20 protein-coding genes and 1 tRNA gene are annotated in these 21170 nt (G+C 66.5%); 12 read left to right on the forward strand and 9 right to left on the reverse strand.

The window, feature by feature from the left end:
- Positions 1-13: 13 nt before the first annotated feature.
- A complete protein-coding gene (locus tag ACIA48_RS01320) occupies positions 14-319 on the forward strand; it encodes a GNAT family N-acetyltransferase (RefSeq protein WP_396726907.1) in 306 nt (101 codons plus the stop codon).
- Positions 320-347: 28 nt separating this feature from the next.
- A complete protein-coding gene (locus ACIA48_RS01325; protein WP_396726909.1) occupies positions 348-1196 on the forward strand; it encodes an acyl-CoA thioesterase domain-containing protein in 849 nt (282 codons plus the stop codon).
- 3 nt (positions 1197-1199) lie between these two features.
- Here ACIA48_RS01325 and ACIA48_RS01330 read toward each other — a convergent pair whose 3' ends face one another.
- From ACIA48_RS01330 to ACIA48_RS01350, 5 genes are all read right to left on the reverse strand, one after another.
- Positions 1200-2987 (reverse strand): sensor domain-containing protein, encoded by a 1788-nt coding sequence (locus ACIA48_RS01330; protein WP_396726911.1) that lies wholly within the window; start codon positions 2985-2987, stop codon positions 1200-1202.
- A 108-nt stretch (positions 2988-3095) separates the two neighbouring features.
- A complete protein-coding gene (locus ACIA48_RS01335) occupies positions 3096-4070 on the reverse strand; it encodes a ferritin-like domain-containing protein (protein WP_396726913.1) in 975 nt (324 codons plus the stop codon).
- A 120-nt stretch (positions 4071-4190) separates the two neighbouring features.
- Positions 4191-4670: a nitroreductase family deazaflavin-dependent oxidoreductase gene (locus ACIA48_RS01340; protein WP_396726915.1), complete on the reverse strand. Its 480-nt coding sequence runs from the start codon at positions 4668-4670 to the stop codon at positions 4191-4193.
- Positions 4671-4677: 7 nt separating this feature from the next.
- Positions 4678-5175 carry a pyridoxamine 5'-phosphate oxidase family protein gene (locus ACIA48_RS01345; RefSeq protein ID WP_396726917.1) on the reverse strand — a complete coding sequence of 166 codons (498 nt, stop codon included), beginning with the start codon at positions 5173-5175 and terminating at the stop codon, positions 4678-4680.
- 12 nt (positions 5176-5187) lie between these two features.
- Entirely contained in the window at positions 5188-7437 is a 2250-nt protein-coding gene (locus ACIA48_RS01350) for a molybdopterin-dependent oxidoreductase (RefSeq protein WP_396726919.1), read from the reverse strand.
- Between the two features lie 68 nt (positions 7438-7505).
- Between ACIA48_RS01350 and ACIA48_RS01355 the strand changes: the two genes are divergently transcribed.
- Entirely contained in the window at positions 7506-8093 is a 588-nt protein-coding gene (locus ACIA48_RS01355) for a helix-turn-helix domain-containing protein (protein ID WP_396726921.1), read from the forward strand.
- Between the two features lie 70 nt (positions 8094-8163).
- On the opposite strand, the gene ACIA48_RS01360 is transcribed toward ACIA48_RS01355, so the two are convergent.
- Positions 8164-8246, reverse strand: a tRNA-Leu gene (locus ACIA48_RS01360).
- 235 nt (positions 8247-8481) lie between these two features.
- On the opposite strand from ACIA48_RS01360, the gene ACIA48_RS01365 reads away from it, so the two are divergent.
- The 7 genes from ACIA48_RS01365 (at position 8482) to pknB (ending at position 18289) form a co-directional block, all read left to right on the forward strand.
- Positions 8482-9903 carry an FhaA domain-containing protein gene (locus tag ACIA48_RS01365; protein ID WP_396726923.1) on the forward strand — a complete coding sequence of 474 codons (1422 nt, stop codon included), beginning with the start codon at positions 8482-8484 and terminating at the stop codon, positions 9901-9903.
- A 152-nt stretch (positions 9904-10055) separates the two neighbouring features.
- Positions 10056-10523 carry an FHA domain-containing protein gene (locus ACIA48_RS01370; RefSeq protein WP_396726925.1) on the forward strand — a complete coding sequence of 156 codons (468 nt, stop codon included), beginning with the start codon at positions 10056-10058 and terminating at the stop codon, positions 10521-10523.
- A complete protein-coding gene (locus ACIA48_RS01375; RefSeq protein WP_396726927.1) occupies positions 10520-12112 on the forward strand; it encodes a protein phosphatase 2C domain-containing protein in 1593 nt (530 codons plus the stop codon). Before ACIA48_RS01370 ends, ACIA48_RS01375 begins: the two co-directional genes overlap by 4 nt.
- A gap of 52 nt (positions 12113-12164) precedes the next feature.
- The gene (locus tag ACIA48_RS01380; protein ID WP_396726929.1) at positions 12165-13577 is read left to right on the forward strand and encodes an FtsW/RodA/SpoVE family cell cycle protein; all 1413 of its coding nucleotides are present in this window, start codon (positions 12165-12167) and stop codon (positions 13575-13577) included.
- On the forward strand, positions 13574-15049 hold the full coding sequence (gene pbpA / locus ACIA48_RS01385; protein ID WP_396726931.1) for a D,D-transpeptidase PbpA: 1476 nt from the start codon (positions 13574-13576) through the stop codon (positions 15047-15049). The genes ACIA48_RS01380 and pbpA overlap by 4 nt, the downstream gene beginning before the upstream one ends.
- A 22-nt stretch (positions 15050-15071) precedes the next feature.
- Positions 15072-16418, forward strand: a complete 1347-nt coding sequence (locus ACIA48_RS01390) for a protein kinase (protein WP_396726933.1) — start codon at positions 15072-15074, stop codon at positions 16416-16418.
- On the forward strand, positions 16415-18289 hold the full coding sequence (pknB, locus tag ACIA48_RS01395) for a Stk1 family PASTA domain-containing Ser/Thr kinase (protein ID WP_396726935.1): 1875 nt from the start codon (positions 16415-16417) through the stop codon (positions 18287-18289). Before ACIA48_RS01390 ends, pknB begins: the two co-directional genes overlap by 4 nt.
- Here the strand turns inward: pknB and ACIA48_RS01400 are convergent.
- Together ACIA48_RS01400 and ACIA48_RS01405 are read right to left on the reverse strand one after the other, a co-directional pair.
- A complete protein-coding gene (locus ACIA48_RS01400; RefSeq protein WP_396726937.1) occupies positions 18267-18941 on the reverse strand; it encodes an aminodeoxychorismate/anthranilate synthase component II in 675 nt (224 codons plus the stop codon). The genes pknB and ACIA48_RS01400 overlap by 23 nt on opposite strands.
- A gap of 28 nt (positions 18942-18969) precedes the next feature.
- Positions 18970-19719, reverse strand: coding sequence for a DUF881 domain-containing protein (locus ACIA48_RS01405; RefSeq protein WP_396726939.1), 750 nt, complete (start codon positions 19717-19719; stop codon positions 18970-18972).
- A gap of 82 nt (positions 19720-19801) precedes the next feature.
- Between ACIA48_RS01405 and crgA the strand changes: the two genes are divergently transcribed.
- Together crgA and ACIA48_RS01415 are read left to right on the forward strand one after the other, a co-directional pair.
- On the forward strand, positions 19802-20065 hold the full coding sequence (crgA, locus tag ACIA48_RS01410; protein ID WP_396728432.1) for a cell division protein CrgA: 264 nt from the start codon (positions 19802-19804) through the stop codon (positions 20063-20065).
- A gap of 155 nt (positions 20066-20220) precedes the next feature.
- Positions 20221-20637: a PH domain-containing protein gene (locus tag ACIA48_RS01415; protein WP_396726941.1), complete on the forward strand. Its 417-nt coding sequence runs from the start codon at positions 20221-20223 to the stop codon at positions 20635-20637.
- Positions 20638-20639: 2 nt separating this feature from the next.
- Here ACIA48_RS01415 and ACIA48_RS01420 read toward each other — a convergent pair whose 3' ends face one another.
- The gene (locus ACIA48_RS01420) at positions 20640-21167 is read right to left on the reverse strand and encodes a peptidylprolyl isomerase (RefSeq protein WP_163688787.1); all 528 of its coding nucleotides are present in this window, start codon (positions 21165-21167) and stop codon (positions 20640-20642) included.
- Between the last annotated feature and the right edge of the window lie 3 nt (positions 21168-21170).

Here is a 21170-nt window from a genome sequence, read left to right on the forward strand (position 1 = left end):
TATAGAGGGAGGCATGGCAACCGACAAGACCGGCGCGACCACCACCGTCACCAAGGAGGCCGACCGCTTCACCATTTCGGTGGACGGCACCGTCGCCGGATTCACCGAGATCTCCGACAGCGACGACCGCCGAACGTTTCCCCACACCGAAGTGGACGACGCGTTCCAAGGGCGGGGCCTGGCGTCGATCCTGATCGGCGAGGCGCTCGAGCAGACCAAGGCCGAAGGGCTGCGGATCGTGCCGGTGTGTTCGATGGTCGCGGGATACATCAAGAAACACCCCGAATTCGACGACGTGGTCGACGCCGCCGACGGGTAGTCCACCTGGGCCGATATCGTCAGGTTCGATGACGACTCAGGACAGTGCTGCCGACACGGCGCAGCGCGGCGGCAGCCCAACGGCGTTCTTCACCCCTGACGGTGACCAGTTCGTCCCCGCGTCGATCGCCCGCGGCCCGTGGGGTCAGACGATCAGCGGCAACTACCTCGGCGGGCTACTCGGCCACGTCCTCGAACGCGACGCGGGCGAACCCGACCTCCAACCGGCACGCCTGACCGTCGACCTGTTCCGGCCCGCGGCACTCGCACCCGTCCGCGTCGACACGAACGTCGCCCGGCAGGGGCGGCGCCTCAAGCTGGTCGACGCCGTCGTCATTCAGGGGGACACCGTCGTTGCCCGCGCCACCGGATTGTTCCTGCGCCGGGGCGAACAGCCGGCCGACGAGATCTGGACGTCGCCGGTGTCCATGCCGCCGATTCCGCCGACACCAGATCCCATCCCCCGCGGGCTGACCACGCTGGTGTGGACCTACGGCAAGGAAGATCACACACCCGGGCCCGGCTTTGGCCTCAGCGCGTGGGAACACGCGGGCCCGAAGTACATCTGGGTACGCGACATCCGCCCGCTTGTCGCAGGCGAACCGCTCACCGCATTCACCCGCGCGTCGATGGCGGGCGACATGGCCAGCTCGCTAACCCATTACGGCCCACAGGGTTTGCAGTTCATTAACGCCGACTACACGCTGACGCTCAGTCGGCTACCCGAGGGTCCCTACCTCGGCCTGGCCGCGCTGACCCACTACAGCCACGCCGGGGTCGCGACCGGCGTTGCCACCCTCGTCGACGAATTAGGTCCGATCGGCAGCGCGGCGGCCACCGCACTCTCCAACCCCGGCTTCAATCCGCCGCATCCGTAGCGGCTACTCGATTTTGTCGGCGATGGCGCTGGCGATCGACAACCCCGAGCTGCCGACCGTCGGCGAGCAGGCGCGGACATCGACGATGACGTTGGCGCGCAACGCCATATTCCGTTCGCACTGCTGACCCGTGGTTTCCGAGTTCGTCGGATTGAGTTTCATTGTCATGACGCCTGCAGTCGTCGACGGCACCCCGAGGTCGGCCTCGGTCGACGCGCCCTGGTACTCAAACCTGATGTGCGAGGACTTGCACGCATTCCAGTCAGCGGCCTGCCGGTCGTAGAACACCTTGGCGGCGTTGGCATCTGGGAAGGCCGTGACTGCCTGCACCAGTTTGTGGGTCGGATCCGAGAACACGCCCTGGACCACCATGGCCGTGAAGCCGGACCCGTCATAGGTGGCTTGGTAGGCGGGGCCCCACGCCCCTGTGCAGTTGGGTGGTGTGACCGAGCCCGCGAGCGGTGCGTATTCGGCTGGCACGGCGGTCATCCCGGGTTTGTTCATTCGTCCGCTGATGTCGTTGGCCGACAGCAGGAGTCCGGGCAGCGCGTCGTCGGGAATGTTGCCGGGTTCGGACGTCGACGGAGCACGCGCCGATGTGGTGGTCCGCGTCGAACTGGCCGTCGTGTCCGAGGAGGATGCCGTAGAGCCGGAATCGTCGCCGCCAGAAAGGGATACGACGAGTATCACGATCACCGCGATGGCCGCCGCAGCCGCGGCACCGATGCCCAGCATGCGGCCCTTGCCTCCGAACCTGTCGGGACTGCGGCCCTGCGGCACGACCGGCGGAGGAGCGCTCGGCTGCGGCCGGTACGCCGGCTGGCCGCCGGGAAAACTCGGCCCGGCGGGCTGGGCACGGGGAGGGGTGTAGGGCCGCGGGCCTGTCGACGGGGCCGGTCGTGGCGGGTCCGGCCACCGAGGCGGCGGCGTTGTCGCCGCCGGACGCAGCGCGACTGTCTGCTCGTCGATCGCTCGTTCCGCGGCGGCGGCAAAGTCACGCGCCGTCTGATAACGGTCGTTGGGATTCTTGGCCATGGCCCGGGCGATCACCTGGTCGATGGCCGCCGGCAGTGCGGGCACCAGATCGGTGGCACGCGGCGGTGGGTCGTTCAAGTGCGCGGCCATCGTCGCCGCCATGCCCCCGGAATTACCGAACGGTGAACGCTGGGTCAGCATGTCGAACAGCGCGCAGCCGAGTGAGTAGATGTCGGCGCGGCCGTCGACGGTGTAACCCGACAGACTTTCCGGTGCGGCGTAGGCAATGGTGGCCACCACCATTCCCGTCGCAGTCAGGCTGGTCGCGTCGTTGAGCGCGCGGGCAATTCCGAAGTCCGCCAAGAAGACTCGCTCGTCGTCGGCAGATAGCAGGAAGTTGGCCGGTTTGACGTCGCGGTGCAGCAGCTGACGTCGATGCGCGTAGTCGAGTGCCTTGGCGACCTCACCGATGATGTGGACGGCTCGCTCCGGCGTCATCCGGCGTGCCCGTGTCTCCTTCTCGGCGTCGCTGCCGTCGACATACTGCATCGCGATCCAGAGTTGACCGTCCTCGGTCTCCCCCCGGGTGTACACGGTGACGATGTTGGGGTGATCCAAAGTCGCCGCCAAATCGGCCTCGCGCAGGAACCGGGCGCGGAAATGGTCGTCTTGGGACAGGCCTTCGGAGAGCACCTTCAACGCGTCGCTGCGCGGTAGGGCGGGGTTGCGGGCCTTGTAAACCGTGCCCATTCCGCCGGCGCCCAGCACCGCCTCGATCGTGTAGCCGGCCACCGTCATGCCCGGACTCAACGTCACGCTGCCCCCTTATCTGGATCTCGTCTGTCCTAGCATGCCGTGCTGCGCAGCGCGAACACCCCGCGACTCTGTAAGTCGCGGGGTGTCCGGGTCGAACTGTCAGCAGTGTCAGCTCAGGCCGACGACCTCCTGAGCGATCTCGGCGACACGCGTCTGCGCGGCGGACACCAGCTTCTGCCGGTTCTTGTTCGCCTCCTCGTAGGCGATGATCGTCCGGATATCGGACGGCGCCTCGAGTTCCTTGACCGCGGCGACGGCGTCGTTGAGGTTCAGCTCGTCGTACTCGGCGATCGGCAGTTCGTCGACGTCCAGGACGCCGGTAGCGGCACGCGCGCTGTGCAGCGCGTCCGCGGCGTCGTCTGCGCCTTCTTCGCGAACTACAGCCTCGGCACTCTGCAGCGCGGCGTCACGCGATGCGCCGAGCGCCTTGAGCGCGACCTCACCGGCGTGCTGTGCGCGGCGCACCAGGTCGTCGACGGCCGGACCGGCAGAGCGGAGCAGTTCGGCAACGCGCTCAGCCGATTGCGCCGACCACTGGCCGGGCAGTCCGACAATCTTCACCGCGGTACCCGCGGCAGCCTGCAACGGGGTGCGCCGCAGCGCCGCGGGACCGCCGAGAGCATCCTCAGCCAGGACCGTGGTCAGCCAAGTGACCGTCGCCGAATGCGCGGTGATCAACCGATCGGCGAGGTCCTGCACGTCGGTGTTCTTCGCAGCGACCGCGAGCGCCTTGATGTAGCGCGAGCGATCCAGCAGCTGATCCTCGAGCGCGAGGTCCCCAAGCAATGCCTCGTCGAACGGCTGGGCCTGCTCGGTCAGCGCCTTCACCGCAGCGGCGGCGCGGCCGAGGAACGGCCCGATGGTGTCAGGAAATCCGCCGAGGTCGCGGATCGCTTTCTCGATCGCTTCCGCGCGGATCCGTCCGTTGTTGGCATTCTTGGTGAGCTCGTCCCGGACCGCGTCAGTGCGCGCCTGCGTAACTCGGGTCTCGGCGACCTGAATCTCGGTGTGCGTCAGGTCAAGTACGGTGCGCAGCTGATTGATCAGCGTGAGTTCAGCTGTCTTGGTGGTGGTGTCAGTCATGTGTTTCGCCCCTTATGCGTAGATCGGAATCGGTCGGCGCTGGGGTGCACCTGACAGTTGGCTACCCGGACACGCCGGAGGGCCAACATTCAGGACTGTGAGATAGATCGCAGCGCGCTATCAGCGCGGTTTGAGCACGATCACTGGGATTTCGCGGTCAGCCCAGCTCTGATAGGTGTCGAAGTCCGCATAGGCCTCGACCAGCTTGGGCCACAGCCGCGCCTTCTCCTCCGGGGACGCCACCTCGGCGCGAACGGCGCGCCGATCGGTGCCGATCTCGATGTATGCCTCGGGAGTGGCCACCAGGTTGCGGTACCACTGCGGGTGAGTGTCTCGACCACCTTGGGACGCAACAACAATTACGTCCTGACCATCGTTGATGAACACCAGCGGAGAGACGAACGTCTTGCCCGATTTGCGGCCGGTGTGCTCGAGCAACAGCGTGGGGACCGGCTTCTTCAGCCCTGCGCCGACGCGCCAGTTGGCACCGATCTTGCCGCCGGACTTTCGGTATACCCACACGTGAGCCTTGCCGGCGTACTTCATCACCTTCGTTACGAACGGCGAATTCAGTTGTGCCGGTTTCTTGTTCGGGTCCATCTCTCCCCTACAGGTACTCGGCGGTGGTGCCGCCGATGGGCATGTCGCCCATGCCGAGCTTGCGGTGATCCCAACTGCGCATCCGGCCGGGTACCACTCGCACGCAGATCCGGTTGTTCATCATCTGATCGACGAACGGGCGCATCTCGTCGGTATATGGGCCGGTGTAGCGCTCCCACACGCTGATGCCGACGCGCAGGTTGGTCTCCGGATCGTCGATGATCTCGGCGGTGCCGTCGATCGACACCCCGCGCAGCGTGGTGTAACTCTGCCCGTCCTCGATCATGACGGTGATCGTCGGGTCCCGGCGCAGGTTGACCGCCTTCTGCGACTTGGCCTTCGTCTCGAACCAGATCTCGCCATCGAGCACGGCGTACCACATCGCCACCAGGTGCGGCCGTCCGTCGGCGAGCACGGTAGCCATCGTTGCGGTGCGGCTGCGCTCGATGAACTCGGCGATCTCGTCATCGCTCATGACGATTTTTGAACGTTCGTTCTTGCCCACGCGTGAATACTTTCAGGTCGTCGTTGCGCTGACCGTCACCGGGATGCCGTTCAGTGCCCCGTTGCCCGACGGCTCGTCGATGAAGTTCGGTGGCGACAAGACATTGGTGTTCACGCCCGGGGAATCGTTGGCGACGGACATCCGCGTGCCGGGCTTGCCGTGACCCCAGCCGTGCGGCATCGACACCACGCCCGGCATGATCGCCGCGGTCACCTCGACGGGCACCTCTATGCTGCCGCCCTCCGACGTGACCGTCACGACGTCACCGGTCACCACACCATGTTTGACCGCATCGTCGGTGTGCATCAGCAACGTGCAGCGGTCCTTGCCCTTCATCAATGGGCCGACATTGTGTAGCCAGGAGTTGTTGGACCGCAGATGCCGTCGGCTCACCAGCACCAGTTCGTCGGGTGCGCGGTCGAGGCGCTGCGCGAGGCGGGGCAGGTCGTCGAGTAGATACTGCGGCGCCAATCGGATCTTCTTGTCGGCGGTCCCCAGGATCTCGGGGACCTGGGGCACCATCGGCCCGAAGTTGATGCCGTTGGGTTCGGCCTTCAGCTTCTCCAGCGTGAGGCCGTCGGGGTTCTCGCCGTACCGGTCGCCGAAGGGGCCGGTGCGCAGCGTGAGGTCCAGGATGCGTTCGGGCCCGCCGTGCTCGTAGTGCTTGCGAATCTCGGCGCCGTCGAGTCCCTGCGTGAAGGCCATGTAGTCGAAGAAGCCGTCGTCGATCGCGGCGACGTCGACGTCCTCGGCGGGCATACCCGTGCACAGCCCGGTCAGCCGGACGAGGATCTCCCATTCGCGGGGGCGGTCGGGTTCGTCGGGCTCGAACACCGGCGCCGAGTAGTTGGCGATGCTGTTGACCGCGAAGTTCAGGATCAGGTCGTCGTGGTGCGGCTGCTCCAACGGCGACAGGCCGGGCAGGATCACGTCGGCGTGCCGGGTCGTCTCGTTCAGCCACAGGTCGACCGAGATCATCGCGTCCAGTTGCGGCAGTACCTCGTCGAGCGTGTGACCGGCCGGCGTCGAGAGCACCGGGTTGCCCGCGACGGTGATGAGCGCCTTGATCTGGCCCTCGCCCGGCGTCGCAATCTCCTCGGCCAGGCACGACACCGGTACCTGCCCCAACACCTCCTTGGCACCGCGCACACGTGTGCGGAAGCGGCCGAATTCGGCGGCGCCGTCCTCGAGGCCCGGGATCGGCTGCACGGTCACCGACCACGCCGTGGCGCGCGGGAACATGGAACCGCCGGCGTTGTCGAAGTGCCCGGTGAGGATGTTGACGACGTCGACGAGCCAGCTGGCCAGGCTGCCGAATTCCTGATTGCACGTACCGATTCGGCCGTACACGACGGCGCGTTCGGTGCTGACGAGCTCACGCGCGAGTTCGCGGATGCGCTGCGCATCGATGCCGGTGACGCCGGCGACCCGCTCCGGGGACCAGCCGGCGGCAGCGTCGCGCAACTCGTCGAGTCCGTCCACGTGCGGTGCGAGATCCCCGAGTGCGACGAGGTCTTCGTCGAACAGCGTGTGGGTGACGCCCATCAGCAACGCCGCGTCCGTGCCGGGCGTGATCGGCAGCCACTCGCTGGCCCGGGTCGCTGTCAGGGTCTGCACGGGATCGATCACAATCACCTTGCCGCGCTTGCGGATTCCATCGATGATGCCCATGACATCGGGTGCGGCCAGTAGGGAGCCCTGGGATGCGGCCGGGTTCGCGCCCATCACGACCAGCAAGTCGGTGCGCTCGATGTCGGGTACCGGGAACGTCCACCATCCGCCATACATGAGGTGTGACGAGAGGTTCTTCGGCCACTGGTCGACGGTTCCGGGTGAGTAGGACAGCGGAATGCCCGACATGCCCAGCAACACGCCGGTGTAGCGGCCCAGTGAGAAGGAGTGCGCGAGGGGGTTGCCCGTGTAGCAGGTCACCGCGCCGATGCCGTGCTTCTCGATCACCGGTGCCAGCAGCTCGGTGCAGCGCCGGAACGCGGCATCCCAGCTGACCTCTTTCCATTCCCCGTCGACCTTGATCATCGGCTGGCGGATCCGGTCGGGGTCGTGGTGGACGACGCCCAGGCTGGCCCCCTTGGGGCAGATGTGGCCGCGGCTCCAGGTGTCGTCACGGTTGCCGCGGATGCCGGCCACCTGCCCGTCTTCGACCTGAATCTCCAAGCCACACATGGCTTCACAGAGCGGGCAGGTGTACAGGTGGCGGCCGTCCTCGCCGACGCCGGCGAGCAGATTCTGTCCAATGGTCATTGCTGCCTCCACTCGTCCTTTGTTGTGACACACTGTAACGACAAATTGGTGAGGGGAGGGTACGAATCATGGAGACCGCCGAACGCCGTCATCGGCGTCAGGGTTCGCGCCGCGACCCGTCCATCGACGCGGCCGTGCTCGCCGCGACCCGGCGCCTACTCATCGATCGCGGCTACGCGGCGACGACCATCGATCTGATCGCCACCACGGCGCAGGTGAGCCGTCCAGCGGTGTACCGCCGATGGAGTTCCAAGGCCCAGCTGGTGCACGAGGCCCTCTTCCCCGACCTCGGTCCGGAGCCGCCCGCGGACGACTTCGTCGCCGAGATCAACCGGTTGTGCCGCGGGGCCGTGGCAATGTACGGCGACCCGGCCGTGCGTGAGGCGCTTCCAGGTCTGCTCAACGACCTACGGTCGGAAGGCCGGATGCGCCGACTGCTCAGTGACCGCTTGGAGGCCGCGGCGCGCAGTCAACTGGCGGGCCGGATCGACTCGGCGGCCGACGACGGCATCGCCCGCCGCGGGATCGACGCCGACACCGTCATGGACGTGATCGCCGGCGGCGCCTGGTATGCGGTCTGTGTGCGTCACGTCAAAGATGTCGACGCCGCGGCCACGGCACTCAGCGAGCTGGTCCTGCGCGGGGTGCTCAGCTGAGATCGGCTTCCGCCGAATGGAACTGCGCGCATTCCCGCGCACGCCGTTGGAGTTCGCCTGATCAAAATTGTGGGCGAAGGGGGACTTGAACCCCCACGTCCCGAAGGACACTGGCACCTGAAGCCAGCGCGTCTGCCATTCCGCCACTCGCCCCAACAACCGGGGAAGACTATCACGCACAACACCGTGCTCCCCAACCGTGCTGGCCGACCGGAAGCCAACCGTGCAGACACTGCTGACCTGGCGCAATCGGATTCTCAGAATCCCATTGGTCACGCGGTGACGTGCTGGGCCGATACCATGCAGGCAAGGGTGGTGGCCAGGCGACACGCTGATGAACAGCGGGTTGCACATGCTGGCGACCTAGGACAACAAGGCAGGCGGTGACATGGGTCTGGTCGACCGTTTCGAGCGAAAGCTCGAGTCGACCGTTGGCGACGCATTCGCGCGAGTTTTCGGCGGATCGATCGTTCCGCAGGAGGTCGAGGCGATGCTTCGCCGCGAAGCGGAGACCGGTGCGCGCGAATTGGCCGCCGGGCGAGTTTTGGCGCCAAACGACTACGTCATTACCCTCAGTGTGCCTGACTATCAGAAGGTGAGTGCCGACCCGGACCTCACGTCAACGACTTTTGCCAAGCACTTGGAGGGATACATCCATGAGCAGGGATGGCAAACGTATGGTGATGTGGTCGTCAGGTTCGAACAATCATCCAGCCTGCACACCGGACAGTTTCGCGCGCGTGGGGCGGTCAATCCTGACTCCACCAGTGGCGATGCCGCCGCACCACCCCGAGAACTCTCGTCCAACGCAGAATCAGGAGTACCGATGAGCGACAACCCGACGCAATACGGCGGCCAGGCTCAGGGGCGGCCCGGCGACGAGTACTACGACGACCGATACGGTCGGCCCGATGACCGCGGGCAAGACCCGCGCGGCCCCTACCCACCCCAGGACCAGGGCGGCTACCCACCACAGCGTGACGCGGGCTACCCGCCGCGCCAGGGCGGCTACCCCGACCAAGGTGGCTATCCCGACCAGGGCGGCTACCCGGATCAGGGCGGCCAGCAGGGCTACCCGGACCAGGGCGGCTACCCGCCGCAGTCCTACGAGCAGCGCCCGCCCGCAGGCTACGGCCCGCCCCAGGGCGGCGGCGGATATCAGGACCAGGGCTACCGCCAGGCGCCCGGCGGCTACGGCCCACCTCAAGGCGGCCAGCAGGGCTACCAGGCTCCCGCGAGTGACTACGACTACGGCCGTCCGCCCGGACGTCCCGACGAGGGCGGCTACGGCCGGCCCTCCTATCCCGACCAAGGCAGCTATCAGGATCAGGGTGGCTACGGCGGACAGGCCTACGGTCGCCAGGACCAGGGCTACGGCGGCCAGCAGGACTACGGGCGCTACGGCGGCGACGCCGGTGCCGGATACGCCGACCAGGGATACGGCGAACCCCAGGGCGGATACGACTACGGCCAGCAGGCAGGCGGTGGCTATGGCTACGGTCAGAACGACTACCCGCCGGCCGGCGCCACCGTCACGCTGCAGCTCGACGACGGCAGCGGCCGTACCTACCAGCTGCGTGAAGGCGCCAACGTGATCGGTCGTGGACAGGACGCTCAGTTCCGTCTGCCCGACACCGGCGTCTCCCGCCGGCACCTGGAGATCCGCTGGGATGGCCAGGTGGCGCTGCTCGCCGACCTCAATTCGACGAACGGCACGACGGTCAACAACGCACCGGTTCAGGAGTGGCAGCTGGCCGACGGCGACGTGATCCGGCTGGGCCATTCGGAGATCGTCGTCCGCGTGCACTGAGGCTCGGGGCCGATCTCTGGCCGGCCTCGGCTGGGAGGAAGCTGTCGGCTTCTCCCCATGCAGCTGGCCGTCCAAGTATCGTGACGTTGCCGATGGTGGCGACTTCGATTTTGTCGATGCGACGGAACGAATGGGGACGGAGAGGACGTCAGATGCAGGGGTTGGTACTGCAACTGACACGCGTCGGCTTCCTGTTGCTTCTGTGGTTGTTCATCTGGTCGGTGCTGCGGATCCTGAAGACCGACATCTACGCGCCGACCGGAGCAGTCATGGTGCGACGGGGACTGCCGCTGCGGGGCTCTCTGCTGCCCAAGAACGGCCGCCGAAACGTGGCGCGTCAGCTCGTCGTCACCGAGGGTGCACTGGCGGGCACCCGCATCACATTGGGCAGTCAGCCCGTGCTGATCGGCCGTGCGGACGACTCGACTCTCGTACTCACCGACGATTACGCCTCGACACGGCACGCAAGGCTGTCCCCTCGAGGTTCGGAGTGGTACGTAGAAGACCTAGGATCGACCAACGGCACATACCTCGACAGGGCCAAGGTGACGACTGCGGTACGCGTTTCGATGGGGACGCCGGTTCGAATCGGCAAGACGGTAATTGAGCTGCGCCCGTGACACTGGTGCTTCGATATGCCGCGCGCAGCGACCGCGGCCTGGTCCGCGCTAACAACGAGGACTCCGTGTACGCGGGCGCGCGCTTGCTCGCGCTCGCCGACGGCATGGGCGGTCATGCGGCCGGTGAGGTCGCCTCCCAGCTCGTGATCGCAGCGCTGGCCCACCTCGACGACGACGAGCCCGGTGGCGACCTGCTGAGCAAGCTCGACACCGCGGTGCGGGAGGGCAACTCCGCGATCGCCGCGCAAGTCGAGGCCGACCCCGAGCTCGAAGGCATGGGGACCACGTTGACCGCGATCCTGTTCGCGGGCAATCGTCTTGGGCTCGTCCATATCGGCGACTCGCGCGGCTACCTCCTGCGCGACGGCGAACTCACCCAGATCACCAAGGACGACACCTTCGTCCAGACCCTGGTCGACGAGGGCCGCATCACGCTCGAGGAGGCGCACAGCCATCCGCAGCGGTCACTGATCATGCGTGCGCTCACCGGCCATGAGGTGGAACCGACCCTGATCATGCGCGAAGCTCGCGCCGGGGACCGTTACCTACTGTGCTCCGACGGCCTGTCCGACCCGGTCAGCCACGACACCATCCTCGAGGCGCTGCAGATCGCCGACACGGCTGAAAGTGCGGACCGCCTAATCGAATTGGCGTTGCGCGGCGGCGGACCCGACAACGTGACCGTCGTGGTGGCCGACGTCGTCGACTACGACTACGGCCAGACCCAACCGATTCTGGCCGGCGCGGTGTCCGGCGACGACGATCAGACCGCACCCCCCAACACCGCGGCGGGCCGAGCCTCGGCGTTCAATCCCCGACGCAATGTGGCGAAACGTGTTGAACCGCCTCCACAGGAACCGGTTCGAGCACCGAGATCGCGGCGGCGAATGTTCATCGCCGCCGCGCTTTTGATTTTGGTGGTAGTCGCCGGTCTCGTCATCGGCCGCGAGATCGTGCGCAGCAACTACTACGTCGCCGCGCACGACGGCACCGTGTCGATCATGCGCGGCGTGCCCGGATCCATCCTCGGGGTGTCGATGCAGGAGACATACCGACATGGTTGCCTGACCGACCGCAACGACCTCAACCTGATCGCTCCCGGACAAGCGCCGACCGGCTGCCAGCTTTTTCGTGTCACGGATCTGAAGGAGAACGACAGGGCACAAGTGGAAGCGGGCCTGCCGACCGGTTCCGAGGACGATGCCATCGGCCAGATCAACAAGCTCGCCCAAGGTTCGGTGCTGCCGGTCTGCCTGCCGCCGCCGAAAGCTCCGTCGTCGCCGCCGCGGACCACCACCGTGCCGCATTCGCCGGATCCGTCGAATTCGCCTGGGGTACCGAACAATCCATCCGACAGCACGACGACGGGCCAGCCGACCGCAGGCTCGACGACACCGGCGCCGGAGACCCCGCGAACGGTCACGAGGCCGCCGGCGCCCGCTCCCGGGTCCGACACACCAGAGACGCCGGGCGCGTCGTCACCAGCACCGTCGGCGACACCCGCGCCTCCGCCGACGCCGTCGCAGACCCTCACCGCGCTACCCCCACCGCCGCAGGAACCCGGGACGAATTGCCGGGAACTGTCATGACGGTGACACGCCCGATGGGCAGGGGAGGCACGGGACGAGCGGGAGTCACGGCATGACGACCCAGCCGCAATCACCGGTGGCCGTCACTCCCCCACTTCCGAACAGGCGCAACGCCGAGCTGTTCCTGCTCGGCTTCGCCGCGCTCATCACCACGGTCGCCCTGCTGCTCGTCGAGGCAAACCAGGAGCAGGGCCTACGTTGGGATCTGGCCCAGTACGCCGTTGCGTATCTGGCACTGTTCGCCGGCGCGCATCTCGCGGTGCGACGGTTCGCGCCGTACGCCGATCCGCTGCTGCTTCCGGTCGTCGCACTGCTCAACGGGCTCGGGCTGGTGATGATCCACCGCCTGGACCTCGCCGAGGGCGTGCTCATCCAGCGTGGCCTCGGCGGCACCGCCGACCAGCAGATGCTGTGGACCCTCGTCGGCGTCGTCGGGTTCTCGCTCATCGTGATCTTCCTGCGCGACCATCGCATCCTCGCGCGCTACGGCTATGTGTGTGGGCTCACTGGCCTGATCCTGCTGATCATTCCGGCGATCCTCCCCAGCTCGATGTCCGAGCAGAACGGCGCGAAAATCTGGATTAGGTTGCCGGGCTTCTCGATTCAGCCTGCCGAGTTCTCGAAGATCCTGCTGCTCGTCTTCTTCGCCTCGGTGCTGGTGTCCAAGCGCAGCGTGTTCACCAGCGCGGGCAAGCACTTCCTGGGCATGGACCTGCCACGGCCCCGTGACCTCGCTCCCCTGCTGGCAGCGTGGATCGCGTCGATCGGCGTGATGATCTTCGAGAAGGACCTCGGCACCTCGCTGCTGCTGTACGCGTCCTTTCTGGTCATGGTCTACATCGCAACCGACCGGCTGAGTTGGGTAGTCATCGGCCTGGGATTGTTCGCCGCGGGAAGCGTTGCGGCGTATCACCTTTTCGGCCACGTCCAGGTTCGCGTGCAGAACTGGCTGGACCCGTTCGCCGACCCTGAGGGCGCCGGGTACCAAATGGTGCAGTCGATGTTCAGCTTCGCCACGGGTGGGATCTTCGGCACCGGACTCGGCAACGGGCAGCCCGGCACCGTGCCTGCCGCATCGACCGACTTCATCATCGCGGCCATCGGTGAGGAGCTGGGCCTCGTCGGGCTGGCCGCCGTCCTCATGCTGTACACGATCCTGATCATCCGCGGCCTTCGCACGGCCCTGGCGGTCCGCGATAGCTTCGGCAAGCTGCTGGCCGCCGGGCTGGCCTCGACGCTGGCGATCCAACTGTTCATCGTGGTCGGCGGCGTGACCAAGCTGATCCCGCTGACCGGCCTCACCACGCCGTGGATGTCCTACGGTGGGTCGTCGCTGCTGGCCAACTACCTGCTGCTGGCGATCCTGGTCCGGATCTCTCATTCCGCCCGGCGCCCGCTCGTCACCACCCCACAAGCCGCGACGCCGATCGCGGCGGTGAGCACCGAGGTGATCGAGAAGGTATGAACACCTCGCTACGTCGGATCTCCATCGCGGTCATGGTCCTGGTTGTGTTGCTGCTGGCCAATGCCACGCTCACCCAGGTGTTCACCGCGGATGGCCTGCGGTCGGATCCCCGCAACCAGCGCGTGCTGCTCGACGAGTACTCACGTCAGCGCGGCCAGATCTCGGCGGGCGGCCAGCTCCTCGCGTACTCGGTCTCGACGAACGGACGATTCCGCTTCCTTCGGGTGTACCCCAACCCCTACGCATATGCGCCCGTCACCGGTTTCTACTCGCTGCAATACTCAAGCACCGGACTGGAGCGCGCCGAGGACTCGGTACTCAACGGCTCGGACCAACGCCTGTTCGGGCGGCGACTCGCCGACTTCTTCACAGGCCGCGACCCGCGCGGCGGCAACGTCGATACGACCATCAAACCCCAAGTGCAGCAAGCGGCCTGGGATGCGATGAAGGACGGTTGCGGCGGCCCGTGCAAGGGCTCGGTGGTGGCACTCGAGCCGTCCACCGGCAAGATCCTCGCGATGGTGTCGTCGCCGTCATACGATCCCAACCTGCTCGCCACGCACAATTTGGACGAGCAGTCGGCCACCTGGCAGAAGCTGCGCGACAATCCCGATTCGCCGCTACTGAACCGCGCGATCTCCGAAACCTACCCGCCCGGTTCAACATTCAAGGTCATCACCACCGCGGCGGCGCTTCAGCACGGTGCCAACGAGAACACCCCGTTGACGTCCGCGGCGCGAATCCCATTGCCGGACAGCACCGCAACCCTGGAGAACTTCGACGGCTCCACATGCGGCTCCGGTCCGACGACCACGCTACGACAGGCATTCGCGAAGTCGTGCAACACGGCCTTCGTCGAACTCGGCCTCGACACGGGAAGGGATGCCTTGCGGTCCACGGCCCAGTCGTTCGGACTGGACACTCCTCCTTCGGGAATTCCGCTGCAGGTCGTCGAGTCGACCGTCGGACCCATCACCGACGACGCCGCATTGGGCATGTCGAGCATCGGCCAGAAAGACGTCGCCGTGACCCCGCTGCAGAACGCGTCGGTGGCCGCGACCATCGCCAACGACGGGGTGACCATGCGTCCGTATTTGGTCGATAGCCTTAAGGGACCCGACCTTGCCAATATCGGTACAGCGGCGCCGCAGGAAGAGCGGCGAGCGGTGTCGCATGACGTCGCCGATACACTGACGGACCTGATGGTCGCCGCTGAGCAGGTCACGCAGCAGAAGGGAGCCATCGCCGGCGTGCAGATCGCTTCGAAGACCGGCACAGCGGAGCACGGCACAGATCCGCGCAACACTCCACCGCATGCCTGGTACATCGCATTCGCCCCGGCGCAGGCACCCAAGGTCGCCGTCGCCGTGCTGGTCGAGGACGGCGGCGACCGCTTGTCCGCCACTGGAGGGGCGCTCGCCGCGCCGATCGGTCGGGCCACTATTGCCGCAGCTCTGCGGGAGGGTTCATGAGTCACCTCGACGGAGGCGAGAAATGAGCCCCAGAGTTGGAGTGACGCTCTCGGGCCGCTACCGGCTGCAGCGGCTCATCGCCACTGGCGGTATGGGCCAGGTCTGGGAAGGTATCGACTCTCGCCTGGGTCGCCGCGTCGCGGTCAAGGTGCTCAAGGCCGAGTACTCCGAGGACACCGAGTTCGTCGAACGGTTCCGCGCTGAGGCGCGCACCGTCGCGATGCTCAACCACCCCGGCATCGCCAGCGTCTACGACTACGGCGAGACCGACATGGAAGGCGAGGGCCGCACCGCGTACCTGGTGATGGAACTCGTCAACGGTGAGCCGCTGAACTCGGTGCTCAAACGCACGGGCCGGCTCTCGCTGCGCCACGCGCTGGACATGCTCGAGCAGACCGGCCGCGCGCTCCAGGTCGCGCACACCGCGGGCCTGGTGCACCGCGACGTCAAGCCGGGCAACATCCTGATCACGCCGACCGGTCAGGTGAAACTCACCGACTTCGGCATCGCGAAGGCCGTCGACGCGGCCCCGGTGACCCAGACCGGCATGGTGATGGGCACCGCCCAGTACATCGCCCCCGAGCAGGCGCTCGGCCATGACGCCACCGCGGCCAGCGACGTGTATTCGCTGGGAGTGGTTGGCTACGAGTCTGTTTCGGGTAAGCGGCCCTTCACCGGTGACGGTGCTCTGACCGTCGCGATGAAGCACATCAAGGAGACACCGCCGCCGCTGCCCGCCGACCTGCCACCCAACGTGCGCGAGCTGATCGAGATCACCCTGGTCAAAAATCCGGGTATGCGGTACCGCTCGGGTGGCCTGTTCGCCGACGCGGTGGCCGCGGTCCGCTCGGGTCGCCGTCCGCCACGGCCGAACCAGGCGCCGACACTCGGCCGGGCCACGCCCGCGTCGGTGCCTTCGGCCGCCCAGGCGCGCGCCGCCGCTGATCTGACCTCGCGAGCCCCCGCCACCGCCGCACGACCCCGCCCGGCCACCGGAAGTCATCGCCCTCCTCCGGCACCGTCGCGCGGGACGTTCTCCTCGGGGCAGCGCGCGCTGCTGTGGGCGGCCGGCGTGCTTGGCGCCCTCGCGATCGTCATCGCGATTCTCATCGTGCTCAACGCCCAGGACCGCAAGGACCAGGAGCAGACGCCGCAGCCGACGATCACCAACACGATCACCGAGACCACCCCGTTCTCGCCCACAGCGATGCCCGATCGGCCCGGAGACGGAGCCATCCGTGATGGTGGGGCAGAATTTGGGGTAACCCGACTCAATGCGATGGCGTCCCCGGCAACGGTGCAGGTGACACCGCCGCCCACGGAGCCGGAGGGCAGATGGCCCTCAACTCCAGAACAGACATTGCAATGACAACCCCGCAACACCTGTCCGACCGGTACGAACTCGGTGACATCCTGGGCTTCGGCGGCATGTCCGAGGTCCATTTGGCGCGCGATCAGCGGCTACACCGCGACGTCGCCGTCAAGGTGCTGCGCGCGGATCTGGCCCGCGATCCGAGCTTCTATCTGAGGTTCCGACGGGAGGCGCAGAACGCCGCCGCGCTGAACCACCCTGCCATCGTCGCCGTGTACGACACCGGTGAGGCGGAGACGCCCAACGGACCGTTGCCCTACATCGTGATGGAGTACGTCGAGGGCGTGACGCTGCGCGACATCGTGCACACCGACGGTCCGATGGAGCCGAAGCGGGCCATCGAGGTCATCGCCGACGCGTGCCAGGCGCTGAACTTCAGCCATCAGCACGGGATCATCCACCGCGACGTCAAACCCGCGAACATCATGATCAGCAACACCGGCGCGGTGAAGGTCATGGACTTCGGCATCGCACGTGCGCTCGCGGACGCCAACAAGGTCACCCAGACCGCGGCCGTGATCGGCACCGCGCAGTACCTGTCGCCCGAACAGGCTCGCGGCGAGAAGGTCGACGCCCGTTCCGACGTGTACTCGCTGGGTTGCGTGCTGTACGAAATGCTCACCGGCGAACCACCATTCGTCGGCGATTCACCCGTCGCAGTCGCCTATCAACACGTCCGCGAAGATCCGATACCCCCGTCGCAGCGCCACGAGGGCATCTCCCCGGAATTGGACGCGGTCGTGCTCAAGGCGCTGGCGAAGAACCCCGACAACCGCTACCAAACGGCCGCCGAGATGCGCTCCGACCTGGTGAAGGTGCACAGCGGCGAGCAACCCGATGCGCCGAAGGTGTTCACCGACGCCGAGCGCAGCTCGCTGATGTCGGCTCAGCCGGGCGATCACCGGACCGAGCCCATTGACGCCGTCGGACGGGCCCAGCCGCAGTACATCGAGCGGGAGCGAAGCGGCTCGGTCGGCCGCTGGCTCATCGCCGTCGCCGTGCTGGCCGTGCTGACCGTGGTGGTGACGCTGGCGATCAACATGATGGGCGGCGGCACGCGGGACGTGCAGGTGCCTGACGTGAGCGGCAAGGTCTCGGCTGACGCGATCGCCGAGCTGCAAAACCGTGGCTTCAGGACCCGCACGCAGCAGAAGCCGGACTCCAACGTTCCGCCCGATCATGTGATCGCCACCGACCCGGCCGCCAATTCGTCGGTCGACGCCGGCGACGAGATCACCATCAGCGTGTCCACCGGTCCCGAGCAACGGGAGATCCCCGATGTCAGGAACCTGAGCTACGACGACGCCGTCGAGAAGCTCACCGATGCCGGCTTCGAGAACTTCAGGCCGTCGTCGTCGCCGTCGACACCGGAGATGAAGGACAAGGTGCTCGGCACCAATCCGCCGGTGAACCAGACGTCGGCAATCACCAACGAGATCACCATCGTGCTGGGCGCGGGCCCCGAGACCCGTCCGGTCCCCGATGTGAAGGGACAGGCACAGGACAGCTCGGTGCAGATCCTGACGGCGTCGGGTTTCACCAAGACCGTGCCGGTCGAGGTGGACAGTACCCTGCCGGCCGGACAGGTGATCGGCACCAATCCCCCTGCCGGACAAACAGTTCCGGTGGACACGGTGATTCAGCTGCAGGTGTCGCGCGGCAACCAGTTCCTCATGCCGGACCTGCGGGGCCAGTTCTGGAGCGATGCCGAACCGCGACTACGTGCCCTCGGCTGGACGGGCGTGCTGGACCGTGGTGGGGATGTGCAGAACAGCGGGCAACGCACCAACGCCGTCGTCACCCAGAGCCCGTCAGCGGGCACCGGCGTCAACTACGACGGCCGGATCACGCTGAGCTTCGCGTCGTAGCCGCGGCGACCGCGGTCGCGACCTCGTCCTCAAGGCGACTGACGAGTGTCTCGGCTGGTGCGGCGCCGCAGTAACCCAGCCAGTTGGCCAGCATCCGGTGTCCGCCCTGGGTGAGGATCGACTCGGGATGGAATTGCACACCGTGAATGGGTAGTTCGACGTGCCGCACGCCCATGACGACGCCCCCCGCCGTGCGGGCGATCACTTCGAGTTCGGCCGGCATCGTCTCGGGCAGGATGGTCAGCGAGTGATAGCGCGTGGCGGTGAAGGGATCCGGAAGACCTTGCAGGACACCACTATTGGAGTGGTGAACGGTGCTGGTCTTGCCGTGCAATAGCTCGGGCGCACGGTCGACGATGCCACCGAACGCGACACCGATGGCTTGATGGCCAAGGCATACGCCCAGCAGTGGCGTCTCGGCCGCGGCGCAAGCCCGCACGAGGGGGATCGAGGCGCCCGCGCGCTCGGGAGTGCCTGGGCCGGGGGAGAGCAGCACCCCGTCGAACGTCGCAGCGGCGTTCGCGATGTCGTCCTCGGAGGCCAGGCGCTCGTCGTCGTTACGCCAGACTTCGGCGTTCACCCCGAGCTGGCCCAGATACTGGACGAGGTTGAACACGAAGCTGTCGTAATTGTCGACGACGAGGACACGCATCAGCCCAGGTTACTGGTCTTTCCCGGGGTCAGTAGCCGACGGGTCCCGCGGGCTTGGCGAACTTCATCCGGACCGGTTCGGTGTAGCCCGCCAGATCGACCTGTGCACGAGGTTCCTCGGTGTAGCCCAACCCGAACCGCACCACGTACTGCCGGTACAGCGTGACCAATGGTGCCGCGGCCAGCGCGGCCTGCATGGCTTGCGCGTCACCGATCGCGGTGATGACGTATGGCGGGCTGTAGGTCCGTCCGTTCAGCAGCAGCGTGTTGCCGACACAGCGTGGCGCCGACGTGCCGATGATCCGCTGGTCCTGCATCTGGATGCCTTCCGCGCCCGCGCTCCACAGCGCGTTCAGCACGGCGTCGATGTCCTGCTGGTGCACCACGAGGTCGTCGGGGGAGGCGTCGCGGGGGAAACGGCCCTCAGCGTCGCGCTGAGCGTCGTTGAGCGTCACCACCAGGCCAGGTCCGCGCATCGGTTCAAGGCCCGCCTCGACGGCCAAGTGCGCGGAACGGTTGGTGATGGCGGCGAGCGCCGCGTCCGCGCCCGGCGAGCCACCGTGGTGGCTGTCGAGAGTGTTCGCCAGCGAGTCGCGCTCTGCGGTCAGCCGGTCCACCGACTGCTGCGCCTCGCGCACCAGGTCGACCAGCCGGGGAGCGTCGCTGCGTCTGATCTCTCCGCCGTCGGACACGTTGTGCGTCGCAGCCAGCAGCAGCCCGGCCAAAAGGCACACGACGGGCACGCCGAGCCGCCATGCGGACTTGGCCGTGGGCGCCATTGGCGTGTCTCCTGGAGGTGGTGCCTGCGATACGCTAGGTACATCGTCGCACCGTGTGACGCCGTCTGTCCCGAAGGTACGCATGCCCAAGTCCAAGGTTCGCAAGAAGAACGACTTCACGATCAGCCCGGTCAGCCGCACCCCGGTCAAGGTCAAGGCCGGGCCGTCGAGCACCTGGTTCGTGGTGTTCTTCATCGGCCTGATGCTGATCGGCCTGGCGTGGCTGCTGGTGTTCCAGCTGGCGTCCTCCGCGATCCCCTTCCTGGCAGATCTTGGTCCGTGGAATTACGCGATTGCGTTTGCTTTCATGATCAGTGGGTTGTTGCTCACGATGCGCTGGCGCTGACTGACACAACGAGCAGTATGAATTCATCTACGCTTCTGCGCGTTACCCGTTTAGCAACCTTTCGGTCACCAGATCACACGGTTGTTATTCATCCCCATTGGGGATAGCACTTGTGGATAACTTCATTAGCCACGGTAAAAGGGTGTTAAGACACCATGCAGCAAACTAGTTGGAGCCCACCCACTCTTGGCATCGCAGCGCTCGGCGTAGGCGGTCTTATCTTGGCTGTAGGCGCTGTGACGCTGATCACAGACCCGCCGGGACGTGTCCTAGTAGGCATTGCCGCGGTCGGCTTGATTGTGTTTGCAAGCTTGTCGTGGCGAGCCCGGCCCAAGCTGGCAATCAAAAGTGACGCCATCGTTACACGCGGTCTGGTGGGTGAAACCGTGCTGCGGCAGGCCGATATCAAGCTCATCCGCATCACCGAATTCCGCCGCATCGGCCGCAAGACGCGGCTCTTGGAGATCGACACGGTCGATGACCGGCTACTTGTCTTCACCCGGTGGGATCTGGGCACAGACCCGCTGCACGTACTGGACGCGCTGACAGCTGCCGGCTTCGCCGGCTCCTGAAGTCAGGCGATGGTGATGGACTCGACGACCACCGGATCAGTCGGCCGGTCGCGCTGATCGGTAGCCGTCGTCGCGATCGCGTCGACCACCTTCTGCGACTCCGGATCCACGACCTCACCGAAAATGGTGTGCTTGCGGTTCAGGTGCGGCGTCTTACCCACCGTGATGAAGAACTGCGAGCCGTTGGTCCCTGGCCCACGGTTCGCCATGGCGAGCAGGTACGGCTTGTCGAACTGCAACTCGGGGTGGAACTCGTCGGCGAACTCGTAGCCCGGGCCGCCGCGGCCGCTTCCCTCCGGGTCGCCGCCCTGGATCATGAACCCGTCGATGACCCGGTGGAAGACCATGCCGTCGTAGAACGGACCCGACGATCCGCCCGACGCGTTACCGGTGCTGTAGTCCTTGGTGCCCTGAGCCAGTCCCACGAAGTTGGCGACGGTCTTGGGCGCGTGATTTCCGAACAGCGCGATTTTGATGTCACCACGGTTGGTGTGCAGCGTCGCGGTCGCTGTCTGTATGGGGCTCGTCACGGG

Source organism: Mycobacterium sp. NPDC051804 (assembly GCF_044452905.1).
GTDB lineage: Bacteria > Actinomycetota > Actinomycetes > Mycobacteriales > Mycobacteriaceae > Mycobacterium.